Below are 15,148 nucleotides of genomic sequence, written 5' to 3'. Positions count from 1 at the left end.
ATGAGCCGGGCCGCTGCTCTTCACGCTCGGTGGAGGCGCACGTCGTCATCTCGGTCGTCGAATCGCGCACGAGAGCAGGGCCCGCGGCCGTCACCAACCGCGGGCGCGCCACTCGCCCAGGTGCGGCCGCTCGGTGCCGATGGTGGTGGCGTCGCCGTGGCCGGGGTGCACGACCGTGTCGTCGGCGAACCGGTTGAAGACCTTGGCCTCCAGGTCGTCGATCAGCGAGTCGAAGTCGGCTGGGCTCCAGGTCTTGCCCGGGCCGCCCGGGAAGAGGCTGTCGCCGGTGAAGAGGTGCGTCGGGCCCTCCGGCCCGCGGTAGGCCAGCACGATCGAGCCGGGGGTGTGGCCGACCAGGCCGACGACCTCCAGCTGCTCCGTCCCGAGCGCGACGGCGTCGCCGTCCCAGACGCCGTCCGGCGTCGGCACCCCCGCCCCCTCGGCGATCGCCTCGGCGTCCGGTCGGCCGGCGACGAGACGCTCGGAACGTCCCGCCAGCGCCGCCAGGGCCGCCCAGTGGTCGCGGTGGCGGTGGGTCGTCACGATCGTCGCCAGCGGCCGCTCCCCGAGCAGGTCGAGCAGCGTCGCCGCGTCGTCCGCCGCGTCGACGAGGAGCAGGCCGGCCCCGCCGTCGAGCAGGTAGGCGTTGTTGTCGCCGGGCCCGACCGACACCTTGGTGGCGGTGACGGTGGGGGACAGGGCGAGGGTCAGCGGCGCGCCGCCGCGGGTGACGTGAAAGGTCTCGGGCACGCCGACAGTCTCGCGCGTCGGTCCATCGTCGGTCGGTGGCGGACCGTCAGAGGCTGGGCAGGCGGAGGCCGCGGGTGCCGGGCACCGCGTCCGGCTCCACGCGATTGGTGAGCCAGCCGACGAGGGCCGGTGCCGGGCCGTGCACGACGAGACCGGGACCGACCTGACCGACCGTGGTCGTGAAGCCGGAGTCGGTGTGCAGCTCGACCCGGGGGAACTCGTCGCGCGCCCGGGCGCGAAAGGCGACCCACTCGATGAGCCACTCGGCGACCTCGGGCTCGATCCGGTCCATCTCGTGGCCGACGCCCAGGTCGACGTGGTGGATCTCGACCTCGAAGAGCCGACCGAGGGGCAGCAGCCGCGCGGGCACGACCAGCCCGCCGCGCAGGTGCACCGCGGCCGACCACCCCGTCGGCGTGCCCTCGGTGCTCCGGGCGGCGGGGTCGACCCGGTCGAGGCTGTCGAACGCCTCGGCCAGCCGCCCGGCGCTGGCGTCGAGGTCGGTCTGCAGCTCGAGCCCCGTACGCCCGGCGCCGTCGTCGATCTCGGCCGCCCGGGCCTCGGGGGAGGCGTACATCGCCTGCGGGACGCCGCTCCGTGCACCCGAGACGAGCCGGGTGAAGCCGTCCGCCTGCCGCGCCACGTGCGAGGCGACGTGCGCCCGGCTCCAGCCGGGCAGCCGGCTGGGCGCGGCCCACTGCGCGTCGGTGACCGCGATCGTGCTCCCGAGGAGGTGCTGCGTCGCGGTGGTCAGCAGGGCGCGCAGCCCGGCGAGCTGGTCGTCGGGGGAGGGTTCGCTCACGCGCTCAACCTAGGGGCTGACCCGCCGGCGCCCGCGATCGTGGCCCTCCGCGCGTTCGGTCGCGGAGGCCGTCCGGACGCGGCTGACCGGGGAATACCGGGCCCGTCCGGCGCCGTTCGAATCTGTCAGTGAGCACACCTAGTCTTTCGTCCGTGCCTTTTCCGGAGAACCGTCTCGTCGTCCGCGGTGCTCGTGAGCACAACCTGCGGAACATCTCGCTCGACCTCCCCCGGGACGCGCTGATCGTCTTCACCGGTCTGTCCGGCTCGGGCAAGTCGAGCCTCGCCTTCGACACGATCTTCGCCGAGGGTCAGCGCCGCTACGTCGAGTCGCTGTCGGCGTACGCGCGGCAGTTCCTGGGCCAGATGGACAAGCCCGACGTCGACTTCATCGAGGGCCTGTCGCCCGCCGTGTCGATCGACCAGAAGTCGACGAGCCGCAACCCGCGCTCCACCGTCGGCACCATCACCGAGGTCTACGACTACCTGCGCCTCCTCTACGCCCGCGCCGGCCGCGCGCACTGCCCGGTCTGCGGCGAGCCGATCAGCAAGCAGTCCCCGCAGCAGATCGTCGACCGGCTGATGGGGCTGGAGGAGGGCACCCGCTTCCAGGTCCTCGCGCCGATCATCCGCGACCGCAAGGGCGAGTACGCCGACCTCTTCCGCCAGCTCGCCACGCAGGGCTTCAGCCGGGCGCGCGTCGACGGCGAGATCGTCCAGCTCACCGACCCGCCGGTGCTGGACAAGAAGTACAAGCACTCGATCGACGTCATCGTCGACCGCATCGCGGTGAAGTCGACGATCCAGCAGCGCCTGACCGACTCGGTCGAGACGGCCCTCGGGCTCGCGCAGGGCATCGTGACGATCGACTACGTCGACCGCGGCACGGACGACCCGGAGCGCGAGCGGACCTACTCGGAGAAGATGGCCTGCCCCAACGGGCACGACATCGCCATCGACGAGCTCGAGCCGCGGCAGTTCTCGTTCAACGGCCCCTGGGGTGCCTGCCCCGTCTGCTCCGGCCTCGGCACCCGGATGGAGGTCGACCCGGAGCTGGTCGTCCCCGACGACGAGCTGTCCCTGGACGGCGGCGCGATCGCGCCCTGGGCGTCGGCGCACGTCGCCGACTACTTCCAGCGGCTCATCCAGTCGCTCGCGGAGGAGCACGGCTTCAAGACCACCACGCCCTGGCACCGCCTGCCGGCCGCGATCCAGAAGCTGCTGCTCTTCGGCGTCCCCGGCCAGGTGCACGTGACCTACCGCAACCGGTACGGCCGCGAGCGCAGCTACAACGCCAAGTACGAGGGCGTCGTCGCCTACATCGAGCGCCGGCACTCCGAGGCGGAGACCGACACCTCCCGCGAGCGCTTCGCCGGCTACATGCGCGAGGTCCCCTGCCGGACCTGCAAGGGCGCCCGGCTCAAGCCGACCTCGCTCGCCGTCACGCTCGGCGGGCTCAACATCTCCGAGATCGCGGCCCTGTCGATCGACGACGCGGCCCGGTTCCTGCGCGAGCTCGAGCTGAGCGACCGTGAGCTCCAGATCGCCGAGCGGGTGCTCAAGGAGATCAACGAGCGGCTGCGGTTCCTGCTCGACGTCGGCCTGGACTACCTCTCGCTGAGCCGCCCGACCGCCAGCCTCTCCGGCGGCGAGGCCCAGCGCATCCGGCTCGCCACGCAGATCGGCTCGGGCCTGGTCGGGGTGCTCTACGTGCTCGACGAGCCGAGCATCGGCCTGCACCAGCGCGACAACCGGCGCCTCATCGAGACACTCGTCCGCCTCCGCGACCTCGGCAACACCCTGATCGTGGTCGAGCACGACGAGGACACCATCCGCGTCGCCGACTGGGCCGTCGACATCGGCCCGGGAGCGGGGGAGCACGGCGGCCACGTCGTCGTGTCCGGTCCCGTGCAGGAGCTGCTCGACAGCGAGGAGTCGATCACCGGGGCGTACCTGTCCGGTCGCCGCTCGATCCCGATGCCGGCGCTGCGCCGCCCGCGGGTCAAGGGCCGCGAGATCGTCGTGCACCAGGCCACCGAGCACAACCTGCAGAACGTCACCGTCGGCTTCCCGCTCGGCCAGCTGATCGCCGTCACCGGCGTCTCCGGCTCCGGCAAGTCGACGCTGGTCAACAGCATCCTGTACGCGGCGCTGGCGAAGAAGATCTACAACGCCCGCGAGGTCCCCGGACGGCACCGCTCGATCACCGGCGCGGACGAGATCGACAAGATCATCCACGTCGACCAGTCGCCGATCGGACGCACGCCGCGGTCCAACCCGGCGACGTACACCGGCGTGTACGACCACGTGCGCCGGCTGTTCTCGGAGACGCCCGAGGCGAAGGTCCGCGGCTACCAGCCCGGACGGTTCTCGTTCAACGTCAAGGGTGGTCGCTGCGAGAACTGCGCGGGCGACGGCACGATCAAGATCGAGATGAACTTCCTGCCGGACGTCTACGTCCCGTGCGAGGTCTGCCACGGCGCCCGCTACAACCGCGAGACGCTCGAGGTGCACTACAAGGGCAAGACGATCTCCGACGTGCTGAACATGCCGATCGAGGAGGCCGCCGACTTCTTCGCCGCGATCCCGGCGATCGCGCGGCACCTCGTCACGCTCAAGGAGGTCGGGCTCGGCTACGTCCGGCTGGGCCAGTCCGCCCCGACCCTGTCGGGCGGCGAGGCGCAGCGGGTCAAGCTGGCCAGCGAGCTGCAGAAGCGGTCCACGGGCCGCACCCTCTACGTGCTCGACGAGCCCACCACCGGTCTGCACTTCGAGGACATCCGCAAGCTCCTCGGCGTGCTCCAGCGGCTGGTCGACTCGGGCAACACGGTGGTCGTGATCGAGCACAACCTCGACGTGATCAAGACCGCCGACTGGCTGATCGACATGGGTCCGGAGGGCGGCAACAAGGGCGGCACCCTCGTCGCCGAGGGCACGCCGGAGCAGATCGCGGCGACCCCGGAGTCGTACACGGGTGAGTTCCTCAAGCCGCTGCTGGAGGGCCGTGAGGTCCCGGTGGGGCTGGTGCAGGAGGCATTCGCCGCCCGCGTCGCCGCGCCGATGACCAAGGCCGCCGTCAAGCGCGCCGCGGCGGCGGAGAAGGCCGCGGCCACCAAGCGCCAGCCGGGCGAGATCCCGACCAACGGACGCCCGGTCAAGAAGGCGGTGGCCAAGAAGGCCGTCGCCAAGAAGACCGTGGCAGCCGCGCGCAAGGCGAGCTGACGGTGGGTCCCGCGCGCACGGCGGCGTACGGGTTCATCGGCACGGGGGCGATCACGCGGGCGATGGTCGAGGGGCTCAGCGCCCTCGACCCGGCCCCGCAGATCGTCGTGTCGCCGCGCAGCGCCTCGGTCGGTGCGGCGCTCGCGGCCCGCTTCGGGAACGTCCGGGTCGCGGCCGACAACCAGGCCGTCGTGGACGCGTCGGCGTGCGTGGTGCTCGCGACCCGGCCCGACATCGGCGTCGCGGTGCTCGAGGGCCTCACCTTCGCGGCCGACCAGCTGGTCGTGAGCGTCGTCGCCGGTGTGTCCGTCGACGCCCTGCTCGCTGCCGTGGCTCCCGCTTCTGAGGTCGCCCGCGCGATTCCGCTGCCCTCAGTCGCGGCGCGTCAGGGCCTCGTGCCCGTCTACCCGGCCCAGCCGGCTGAGCTGGCGATGTTCCGCGAGCTGGGCGAGGTCGTCGCGCTCGACGACGAGACCGCCTTCGACTCCTTCAGCGCGGCCTCGGCCTTCGCCGCGACCCAGCTGGACCTGCTGGCGACCGTCGAGGCCTGGTTGGTCGGCCGCGGCGTCCCGGGCCCGGACGCGAGCGCGTACGTCCGGGTCCTGATCCGCGGGCTGAGTGACGCCCTGGCCGAGGAGCCCGACCGCGAGCTTGCCCTGCTGGCGAGCGACCACGCGACCCCGGGCGGGCTGAACGAGCAGGTCCGGACGTACGTCCGCGGCCACGGCGTGCACGAGCTGGTCGCCACGGCCCTCGACGACGTCGCCCGACGGGTCGCCGCGGCCTCGCGCTGACACGACGCGTGGCGAGCCGGCAGCGGGCCGTGCGGGGGCACCGGCCGCGCGCCTGTGCGTCAGCCATGAACGTGCGGACGGGTGAACCCTCGGACGACGTGCCTCGTTGATGCGGGTGTCCGCCACCACGCCCTCGCGCCCCCTGGAGCACCGATGACCTCGACGACCGACCGCACAGCCTCCCCGACCGACCCCGCGAGCCCGGGCGGGCCCTCCCGGCGCGCCGTCCTGCGGACCGCGGGCCTCGTCACCCTTTCCGGCGGGGCGGTGCTCACGCTGGCTGCCTGCGGCGCGGAGGGGCAGGCCGGCGACCCGGTCCCCACCTCGGCTGCGCCCAGCACCAGCGCCGCGTCACCCAGCGCGAGCAGCTCGGCGAGCGCGAGCGAGTCGCCCTCGGAGGCGGCCTCCAGCAAGGCGCCCAGCGGCCCGAGCGTGGCGACCGCCGACGTCCCCGTGGGTGGCGGCGTGATCCTCGACGACGCCGACTACGTGATCACGCAGCCGACCAAGGGCACGTACAAGGCCTTCAGCAAGATCTGCACCCACCAGGGCTGCAAGGTCGGATCCGTGTCGGGCGGCGTCATCATCTGCCCCTGCCACAAGAGCGAGTTCTCGATCGAGGACGGCTCGGTCAAGCAGCCGCCGGCCAGCAAGCCCCTGGCCGAGTCCGCGACCACCGTGTCCGGCTCGAAGGTCTACGTCACCGGATAGGTCGGCGAGCGAGGTCGACCGGCTGACCGGCAGCGGACCTGCGCGCCTCGGGAGGACCTCGGGGGACGGTGGTCCCCCGAGGTCGGAGCCGGAGCTAGCGGACGGCGATCTCGATGTCCTTCTGACCCGTCACCGTGAGCTTCTGCAGCTTGGTGGCCGCAGCGGCCGGGGGCGCCGAGTCGTCGGACTCGTCGTCCTGCGGCTCGAGCACCAGCTGGGCGGTCACCGCGTCGTTGCGCGGAGCCGAGGTCAGCTGCGAGATGACGCCGTCCAGCGAGCCCTCGGTGTCGGACGCGCATCCCTGACCGATGAGCAGGCACTCCAGGCTGGCGTCGTCGTCGCCCGCCTGGGCGAGGTCGACACCGCCGGTGGCCGACACCGTCCCGACCTGACCCTTGGCCGACTTCGGCACGGTCATCCGCAGCTTGACGTAGGACGACGTCGTGCTCCGGAACGGGCTCATGTCGACCCGGACGGTGAGCTTGTCCCCGACCTTGGCCTGGACGAGGTCGCCCTTGACGTAGGGGCCGCCGTTGACCGAGACCCGCATCCGGGTGATGTGCAGCTGGTCGAACTTCGTCGACAGCTCGTTCGCGAAGGCGACCTTGTCGATGCGGACGTCCTCGAAGTCGTTGTTGAGCAGCGCATCGGCTGCGGAGGCGACGTCGAAGGCCGGGTCGATGGTCACGTCGTCGCGCGAGGCCCAGCGGTTCGTCCGGGTCACGGCGAACGTCTTGCCGCCGGCCCGGGTGCCGGAGATGGTCCAGCTGCTCGAGCCGGCACCGTCCCCCCACTCGTCGAAGACGGCGTCCTGGCTCGAGAAGACGATGTCGGGCAGCAGGCCGGGCAGCGAGCCACGGTCGACCACCGTGGTCGAGCCGTCCCGGACCTTCCCGGAGTTCAGGTTCTTCACCCGGGTGGACACCACACTGCCGCTGGGCACCGCGGTCAGGTCGGCGCGGATGCCGGCCGTGCGGTCCTGGTCGACGGTGCCGAAGCTCGGCCCGACGTTCGCCATCTTGAACGAGCCGAGCGTGTTGTCGGTGACGATGGCGATCGAGGTCGCGTCGTTCGCGCCGTACGAGGCCGGTCCGGACAGGTTGAACGGGTGGCCGAACGCGATGGCCTGGTCGCCGCAGACGTAGGTCGTGGTCCCGATCGCGGCGGCGGTCAGGTCCCCGTAGGACAGGGTGGCGGCGAAGTTGCCTCCCGCTTGCGGCCGGGAGGTCGGCGCTGCCGCCGTGGGTGCGCTCCGGCGGCCGGCGGCGTAGGCCTTGACCGACCACCCGGCGGCGTCGGTGGCCGCCTGCAGCTTGTCGAGCCGGGCGGTGCCGATGCCGCTGACCGCGAGCGGGCTCACCAGCTGCTGCAGCGTCCCCTTGGGGGTGGCGACCCCGGCCGCGGCAGCCAGCTTCGTCTTCGCGGCCGTCGACAGCGTGGCCTTCGGGCTGGCGGGTGACGCCTGCTTCGACCGAGCGGTGCTGGTCGCCTTCAGGTCGAGCAGGTCGAGCATGTCAGCGGCCGGGGTGAGCCCGCCGATGGGGGAGGGGGCGGTGGTGAAGCCGTAGGAGACGGACCCGAGCAGCTTGCCGTCCACGTAGACCGGGGAGCCGGACATCCCGGCCCAGATGCCGCTGCCCTGGTCGACGACGTGCCCGCCGGCGACGTCGGAGACCTTGACGATGATCATGTCGCGCCCCGCTCCGAGGCCGTCCTCGAGCACACCGAGGACGTCGACGACGAACGGCTGGGGTGTCGTCCCGGTCACGACCGTCTGGCCCTCGCCGCGCAGCCCGGGAGCCACCGACGCGAGCGGGTACGCCGTCGGGCACTCGACCGCTCTCGCGCTGACCTGGGGTGCGGCCTGGGCGGGTGCGGTCATCGACCCGGCCACCAGGGCCAGCAGCACTCCCGCGCCCGCCGCGGGGACCAGACGTCGCCGGTGCCGTCTCGTATCGGCCATGGGGTCGTTCCTTCCGTCCGGTCGACACTCATCCCGCGGAGCACCCGAGCGGCTCTGCGCAGGTCGACACCGAGACCCTACCGAGACTGAACGCAGCCTGAGACGCATGTCGAAAGAATCTCAGCAGCCACGGCGAGCGCCGGGGGCCGCCCGCGGAACCGCACGACGGATCCGGACCGGGCTCATCCAGGTCGTCACGTCCTGCACTCGAGCGGGGTGCTCGCCCTTGGTCGGGGCGGTCGGGGAGACGCCGGAACTGTCGGTGGGCGCACCTAACCTGGGGCGCGTGCCACCTTCTCGTACGCGGCGGGCGCCGTTGTCCTACCGGCCGGCACCGGGGTCCATCCCCGAGCAGCCCGGGGTCTACCGCTTCTCCGACGAGAACGGCCGGGTCATCTACGTGGGCAAGGCCAAGAGCCTGCGCCAGCGGCTGAACTCCTACTTCGCCGACCCGCGCGGGCTGCACGAGCGCACGCGGCAGATGGTGACGACCGCGACCAAGGTCGAGTGGACCGTCGTCCAGACCGAGGTCGAGTCCCTCCAGCTGGAGTACTCCTGGATCAAGGAGTACGACCCCCGCTTCAACGTGAAGTACCGCGACGACAAGTCGTACCCCTGGCTCGCGGTGACGCTGAGCGAGGAGTTCCCGCGGGTGACCGTGGGGCGTGGCGCCAAGCGCAAGGGCAACCGCTACTTCGGCCCGTACTCGCACGCCTGGGCGATCCGCGAGACCGTCGACCAGCTGCTGCACGTCTTCCCGATGCGCTCGTGCCGGTCGGGGGTGTTCCGCAACCACCAGCTCCTCGGTCGGCCCTGCCTGCTCGGCTACATCGACAAGTGCTCGGCGCCCTGCGTGGGGAAGGTGAGCCCGGAGGAGCACCGGGAGATCGTCGACGACTTCTGCCAGTTCATGGGCGGCCAGGCGACGCCGATGATCCGCTCGATCGAGCGCAAGATGCGCGCGGCGAGCGACGAGATGGACTTCGAGCGCGCCGCCCGGCTCCGCGACGACGCGCAGGCCATGCAGCGGGCGCTCGAGCGCAACGCCGTCGTGTTCACCGACGGCACCGACGCAGACGTCATCGCGCTGGCCGAGGACCCGCTGGAGGTCGCGGTGCAGATCTTCCACGTCCGCGGCGGCCGCATCCGCGGCGAGCGCGGCTGGGTCGCCGACCGCTTCGACGAGGGCGGGACGCCCGAGCTGGTCGAGCAGTTCCTGCTCCAGCTGTACGCCGAGGCCGACAACGAGCCCGACCCGCGCGACGCCGTGCCGCGCGAGATCCTCGTGCCCGAGCTGCCGACCTCGCTCGACTCGCTCACCGAGCTGCTGACCGAGCGGCGCGGGTCGCACGTCGGCATCCGGGTGCCGCAGCGCGGGGACAAGCGGACGCTCATGGAGACGGTGGCCAAGAACGCGGACGAGGCACTCATCCGCCACAAGACGACGCGCGCGAGCGACCTGTCCACCCGCAACCGGGCGCTGGAGGAGATCCAGGAGGCCCTCGAGCTGCCGAACATCCCGCTGCGGATCGAGTGCTTCGACATCTCGAACCTGCAGGGGACAGAGGTCGTCGCCTCGATGGTCGTCTTCGAGGACGGCCTGCCGCGCAAGAGCGAGTACCGCCGCTTCGTGATCCGTGGCGTCGAGGGCCAGAACGACGTCGCGTCCATGCACGAGGTCATCACCCGGCGGTTCCGCCGGATGATCGACGACCGCAAGGCGGCGACCGCCGCGACCGACGGGGCGACCGGCGAGGGTCCGCTGCTCATCGACCCGGAGACGGGCGCGCCGCGACGGTTCGCGTACGTGCCGCAGCTGGTCGTCGTCGACGGCGGCCCGCCGCAGGTCGCCGCCGCCGCGCAGGCGATGGACGAGCTCGGGGTCGACGACGTGGCCCTGTGCGGCCTGGCCAAACGGCTCGAGGAGGTCTGGCTGCCCGACTCGGGAGTGCCGGTCATCCTCCCGCGCACGAGCGAGGGGCTCTACCTCCTGCAGCGCGTCCGCGACGAGGCGCACCGCTTCGCCATCACCCACCACCGCGGCCGGCGGAGCAAGTCCATGGTCGAGTCGGTCCTGGACCAGGTCTCCGGCCTGGGGGAGGTGCGGCGCCGCACGCTCCTCAACCACTTCGGCTCGCTGCGCAAGCTGCGCGCCGCCACGGTCGAGGAGATCGCCGCGGTGCCGGGGTTCGGGACCAAGACCGCGCTAGCGGTCAAGATCGCGCTGGACGCCAAGCCGGCGGGCGAGGCGATCGACATGAGCACGGGTGAGGTGCTGGCGGAGCGCTGACGCTTCCGTCGGGGGCTGGGTCGTGCGCCGGCGACCGGTCGGACGGCGGCGCCGCGCAACCATCCGCCCGGACGCGGCCGTCTTCGCTGCGTCTTTCGTCTGTCGACGCGCCCGGGCTCCCGCCAGACCCATCCACGCGCGGCGCCGCCGTCCGACCGACCGCCTCTCGACCACCTCCCGGCGGTTGCAGCTTTGCCCGGCACCACCTGACCCGTGCGGTCGGGCCGCGCCCGCGGCTCTGCGCAGCGCGAGTCGTGAAGTGCCTCCGCGGCAACCTGCGGGTCGCCTTCGCGGCGACGGGCGGGTGCGGGTCCTGCGGGGTTGAGGTCGACCGCGGATAATGGCGGGGTGAGCACCGAGACGGCGACCGCCCCCACGCCGCCCGCCGAGCCCGTCGTCCCTGCTGAGCCCGCTGAGCCCGTCGCCGAGGTCGAGGGGGCGGACGCCTCGGCGACCGCCCTCGCGCCGCTGCGGGTCGTCGTCGTGAGCGGGATGTCCGGGGCCGGACGGTCGACCGCGGCGGACAACCTCGAGGACCTCGGCTGGTACGTCGTCGACAACCTGCCGCCGAGCGTGCTGCCGGAGGTCTGCGCCGAGGCGCGGCGGACGGGGATCCGTCAGCTGGCCGTGGTGCTCGACGTACGGACGCGGTCGTTCTTCGAGCAGCTGCCGACGATGTTCTCCGAGCTCAAGCAGGGTGGGACCCTGCCCGAGATCGTCTACCTCGAGGCGTCGGACGAGGTGATCGTGCGGCGTCAGGAGTCGGTCCGGCGCCCACACCCGCTGCAGGGCAACGGCCGGCTCCTGGACGGGATCCACCGGGAACGCGACCTCCTGGCCACGCTGCGGGCGGCGGCCGACCTCGTCATCGACACCTCCTCGCTGAACGTGCACCAGCTCGGCTCCCGGATCAGCCACGCGTACGGCGGCCCGGACCACGCGCTGCGGGTCACGATCCTGTCGTTCGGCTTCAAGAACGGCGTCCCGCTGGATGCCGACATGATCTTCGACGTGCGCTTCCTGCCCAACCCGCACTGGGTGCCCGAGCTGCGCCCGCAGACCGGCCTCAGCGCCCCGGTCAGCGCGTACGTGCTCAGCCAGGCCGGCGCCTCCCCGTTCCTCGCGTCGGTGGAGGACGTGCTGAGGACGGTGGCGTCGGGCTACCTGCAGGAGGGCAAGCGCTTCGCGACCATCGGCATCGGGTGCACCGGCGGCAAGCACCGCAGCACGGCGATGTCGGAGGAGCTCGCGCGTCGGCTCCGCGCCGACGGGCTGCCGACCACCGTCCTGCACCGGGACCTCGGGCGCGAATGAGGCCCTCCGGCGAGCCGCGGTCGCCCATCCGCCTGCAGGGGCGGCCGATGGTGGACGTGCGCCCGGCCGTGGTGGCGTTCGGCGGCGGGCACGGCCTGTCCGCCTCGCTCTCGGCCCTGCGCCGGGTGACCGACCGGCTCACGGCCGTCGTGACGGTCGCCGACGACGGCGGCTCGTCCGGCCGGCTCCGCGACGAGCTCGGCTGCCTCCCGCCCGGCGACCTGCGGATGGCCCTGGCCGCGCTCTGCGGGGACGACGAGTCCGGCCGTACGTGGGCCGACGTCCTGCAGTACCGGTTCGTCTCGCCCGGCCCGCTCGGCGACCACGCGATCGGCAACCTCCTCATCGCCGGTCTGTGGGAACGCCTCGGCGACCCCGTGGCGGGGCTGGACATGGTGGCCCGTCTTCTCGGCTGCACGGGCCGGGTCCTGCCCATGGCGTCGGTGCCGCTGGACATCGAGGCCGAGGTCATCGGGGTCTCGCCCGACCGGCCCGACGAGGTCTCGTCCGTACGCGGCCAGGCCCGCGTCGCCAAGACGACGGGGGAGGTCTGCTCGGTCCGCCTGATCCCGCAGGACCCGCCCGCCAGTCCCGAGTCGGTCGAGGCCGTGCTGGACGCGGACTGGGTCGTGCTCGGCCCGGGCTCGTGGTTCACCTCGGTCATCCCGCACCTCCTGGTCCCGCAGCTCGCGGAGGCCATCCAGGCGACGACCGCCAAGCGGATCCTCGTGCTGAACCTCGAGCCGGCCGAGGAGACCGCCGGGTTCTCGGCGGCCAAGCACATCGAGCTGCTCGCCGACCACGCCCCCAAGCTGCGCCTGGACGTCGTGCTGGCCGACAGCGCGTTCGCCTCCGACGACCCGCATCTGGTGGCCTGGGCCGACTCGCTCGGCGCCGACCTGGCGGTCGCGGACCTGGCCGCGCGAGACGGTTCCCCGCGCCACGACCCGCTCCGGCTGGCGTCGGCGTACGCCGAGATCATGGGCGTCTGAGCCCTGTCCTGAGGGGGGCGACCCCCCACACCCCCCGCCCGAGCTCCACTCGCTGGCGCTCCCGGAACCCGCCCGTACCAGGCGGTGCGCCGCGCATTCTCACCCCTCCCGGAACTTCTGGGGGTCCGTGACACGCGTGGCATCATTCCCAGCATGGCGATGACGGCGCAGGTGAAGGCTGAGCTCGCGACCTTCAAGGTCACGAAGCCCTGCGATCGCAAGTCCGAGGTGGCGACCACCCTCCGCTTCGCCAACGGCCTCCACGTCGTCAGCGGCAAGATCGTGATCGAGGCCGAGCTCGACACCGGTGCCGCCGCCCGCCGGCTGCGTACCGACATCGCCGACGTCTTCGGCCACAGCAGCGACCTCGTCGTGGTGAACGGCAACGGCCTGCGCCGCGGCACGCGCTACGTGGTCCGCGTCGTCAAGGACGGCGACGCGCTTGCCCGTCAGACCGGCCTGGTCGACTCCCGCGGGCGTCCCGCGCGCGGCCTCCCCGCCCAGGTGGTCAGCGGGGGTCTGTGCGACTGCATCGCGGCGTGGCGCGGCGCGTTCCTGGCCCACGGCTCGCTGACCGAGCCGGGCCGTTCCATGGCCCTCGAGGTCACCTGCCCCGGGCCCGAGGCCGCGCTGGCCCTCGTCGGGGCCGCGCGCCGGCTCGGCATCCCGGCCAAGGCCCGCGAGGTCCGCAACATCGACCGCGTGGTCGTCCGCGACGGCGACGCGATCGCCGCCCTGCTCACCCACCTCGGCGCCCACGACTCCCTGATGGCCTGGGAGGAGCGTCGGATGCGCCGCGAGGTGCGCGCCTCGGCCAACCGGCTGGCCAACTTCGACGACGCCAACCTGCGCCGCTCCGCCCGCGCGGCGGTCGCGGCCGGGGCCCGGGTCGAGCGGGCCCTGGAGATCCTCGGCGACGACGTCCCCGAGCACCTGCGGATCGCGGGCAGCCTGCGCGTCGAGCACCAGCAGGCGAGCCTGGAGGAGCTGGGGCAGCTCCACACCCCGCAGCTCACCAAGGACGCGGTCGCCGGCCGGATCCGGCGCCTGCTGGCCACGGCCGACAAGAAGGCCGTCGAGCTCGGCATCCCGAGCACCGAGGCGTCGCTGACCTCGGACATGCTCGACGACTGAGGTCGTCGGCCGTGTAACCACGGCGTAACCACCGGGCCTACTGGTATCAGACCAGTCTGCGGGCGGTCGTAACGGGCGTGCGTCGACTTCGTTATCGTGGCGGATGGCCGTTCACAGCGGCCGGCAGACCCCATCGACGAGGAGATTGCTTCATGACCGTGCGTGTCGGCATCAACGGCTTCGGCCGGATCGGGCGCAACTTCTTCCGCGCCATCCAGGCCTCCGGGGCGGACATCGAGGTCGTCGCGTTCAACGACCTCGGCGACGACGCCACCCAGGCCCACCTGCTCAAGTACGACTCCATCCTCGGCCGGCTCGGCCAGGACGTCGAGGTCGTCGACGGCGGCATCAAGGTCGGCGACAAGGTCGTCAAGTCGTACGCCGAGCGCGACCCCGCGAACCTGCCCTGGGGCGAGATCGGCGCGGACGTCGTCATCGAGTCCACCGGCTTCTTCACCGATGGGCTGAAGGCCAAGGCGCACCTCGACGGCGGCGCCAAGAAGGTCATCATCTCGGCTCCCGCCAAGAACGACGACTTCACCGTCGTCATGGGTGTGAACGACGGCGACTACGACCCCGCCAGCCACAACATCATCAGCAACGCGTCCTGCACGACGAACTGCCTCGCGCCGCTCGGCAAGGTGCTCGACGACGAGTTCGGGATCGTCAAGGGCCTCATGACGACGATCCACGCGTACACGCAGGACCAGAACCTGCAGGACGGCCCGCACGCCGACCTGCGTCGCGCCCGCGCGGCGGCCCTGAACATCGTGCCGACCTCGACCGGTGCCGCCAAGGCGATCGGGCTCGTGCTGCCGCAGCTCAAGGGCAAGCTCGACGGCTACGCGCTGCGCGTGCCGGTGCCGACGGGCTCGGCCACCGACCTTACGGTGGAGCTCGGTCGCGAGACGACCGTCGCCGAGGTCAATGCGGCGTTCAAGGCCGCCGCCGAGGGCCCCCTGAAGGGCTACCTCAAGTACACCGAGGACCCGATCGTCTCCTCCGACATCGTGACCGACCCGAGCTCCTGCATCTTCGACTCGGGCCTGACCAAGGTCATCGGCAACCAGGTCAAGGTCGTCGGCTGGTACGACAACGAGTGGGGCTACTCCAACCGCCTCGTCGACCTCGTCACGCTGGTCGGCAAGTCGCTCTGAGCCAGGCTCGTCCTGTGAGC

General features: G+C 72.2%; 11 protein-coding genes. 8 read left to right on the top strand and 3 right to left on the bottom strand.

What is annotated here, in order from left to right:
* Positions 1–90 precede the first annotated feature (90 nt).
* Together FHX39_RS15530 and FHX39_RS15525 are read right to left on the bottom strand one after the other, a co-directional pair.
* A complete protein-coding gene (locus FHX39_RS15530) occupies positions 91–750 on the bottom strand; it encodes an MBL fold metallo-hydrolase (RefSeq protein WP_332836862.1) in 660 nt (219 codons plus the stop codon).
* Between the two features lie 46 nt (positions 751–796).
* Complete coding sequence (locus FHX39_RS15525; RefSeq protein ID WP_183339890.1) at positions 797–1,552, bottom strand: maleylpyruvate isomerase family mycothiol-dependent enzyme; 756 nt, start codon at positions 1,550–1,552, stop codon at positions 797–799.
* A gap of 152 nt (positions 1,553–1,704) precedes the next feature.
* Between FHX39_RS15525 and uvrA the strand changes: the two genes are divergently transcribed.
* The 3 genes from uvrA (at position 1,705) to FHX39_RS15510 (ending at position 6,278) form a co-directional block, all read left to right on the top strand.
* Positions 1,705–4,773, top strand: a complete 3,069-nt coding sequence (uvrA, locus tag FHX39_RS15520) for an excinuclease ABC subunit UvrA (RefSeq protein WP_183339888.1) — start codon at positions 1,705–1,707, stop codon at positions 4,771–4,773.
* 2 nt (positions 4,774–4,775) lie between these two features.
* Entirely contained in the window at positions 4,776–5,567 is a 792-nt protein-coding gene (locus tag FHX39_RS15515; protein ID WP_183339886.1) for an NAD(P)-binding domain-containing protein, read from the top strand.
* Positions 5,568–5,720: 153 nt separating this feature from the next.
* Positions 5,721–6,278, top strand: a complete 558-nt coding sequence (locus FHX39_RS15510; protein WP_183339885.1) for a Rieske (2Fe-2S) protein — start codon at positions 5,721–5,723, stop codon at positions 6,276–6,278.
* A gap of 94 nt (positions 6,279–6,372) precedes the next feature.
* On the opposite strand, the gene FHX39_RS15505 is transcribed toward FHX39_RS15510, so the two are convergent.
* The gene (locus tag FHX39_RS15505) at positions 6,373–8,241 is read right to left on the bottom strand and encodes a SpoIVB peptidase S55 domain-containing protein (RefSeq protein WP_183339882.1); all 1,869 of its coding nucleotides are present in this window, start codon (positions 8,239–8,241) and stop codon (positions 6,373–6,375) included.
* Positions 8,242–8,527: 286 nt separating this feature from the next.
* On the opposite strand from FHX39_RS15505, the gene uvrC reads away from it, so the two are divergent.
* The 5 genes from uvrC to gap all read left to right on the top strand — a co-directional run bounded on the left by uvrC (position 8,528) and on the right by gap (position 15,128).
* Positions 8,528–10,531 (top strand): excinuclease ABC subunit UvrC, encoded by a 2,004-nt coding sequence (gene uvrC, locus FHX39_RS15500; protein ID WP_332836861.1) that lies wholly within the window; start codon positions 8,528–8,530, stop codon positions 10,529–10,531.
* Positions 10,532–10,999: 468 nt separating this feature from the next.
* Positions 11,000–11,845 carry an RNase adapter RapZ gene (gene rapZ / locus FHX39_RS15495; RefSeq protein ID WP_269778752.1) on the top strand — a complete coding sequence of 282 codons (846 nt, stop codon included), beginning with the start codon at positions 11,000–11,002 and terminating at the stop codon, positions 11,843–11,845.
* A 47-nt stretch (positions 11,846–11,892) separates the two neighbouring features.
* Positions 11,893–12,837: a gluconeogenesis factor YvcK family protein gene (locus FHX39_RS15490; RefSeq protein ID WP_183339878.1), complete on the top strand. Its 945-nt coding sequence runs from the start codon at positions 11,893–11,895 to the stop codon at positions 12,835–12,837.
* 153 nt (positions 12,838–12,990) lie between these two features.
* Positions 12,991–13,971: a DNA-binding protein WhiA gene (gene whiA / locus FHX39_RS15485; protein ID WP_183339876.1), complete on the top strand. Its 981-nt coding sequence runs from the start codon at positions 12,991–12,993 to the stop codon at positions 13,969–13,971.
* Positions 13,972–14,123: 152 nt separating this feature from the next.
* Entirely contained in the window at positions 14,124–15,128 is a 1,005-nt protein-coding gene (gene gap, locus FHX39_RS15480) for a type I glyceraldehyde-3-phosphate dehydrogenase (protein ID WP_183339875.1), read from the top strand.
* Positions 15,129–15,148: the final 20 nt, after the last annotated feature.

Source organism: Microlunatus antarcticus, from assembly GCF_014193425.1.
In the GTDB taxonomy this organism is placed as follows: Bacteria; Actinomycetota; Actinomycetes; order Propionibacteriales; family Propionibacteriaceae; genus Microlunatus; species Microlunatus antarcticus.
The sequence above is the reverse complement of the archived record's forward strand: the minus strand, read 5'-3'. Positions and strand labels throughout refer to the sequence as shown.

Coding starts and splice junctions, on each gene's coding strand:
- FHX39_RS15505 (WP_183339882.1), bottom strand. CDS start 8,241: ATGGCCGATACGAGACGGCACCGGCGACGTCTGGTCCCCGCGGCGGGC.
- FHX39_RS15490 (WP_183339878.1), top strand. CDS start 11,893: ATGGTGGACGTGCGCCCGGCCGTGGTGGCGTTCGGCGGCGGGCACGGC.
- gap (WP_183339875.1), top strand. CDS start 14,124: ATGACCGTGCGTGTCGGCATCAACGGCTTCGGCCGGATCGGGCGCAAC.
- FHX39_RS15510 (WP_183339885.1), top strand. CDS start 5,721: ATGACCTCGACGACCGACCGCACAGCCTCCCCGACCGACCCCGCGAGC.
- whiA (WP_183339876.1), top strand. CDS start 12,991: ATGGCGATGACGGCGCAGGTGAAGGCTGAGCTCGCGACCTTCAAGGTC.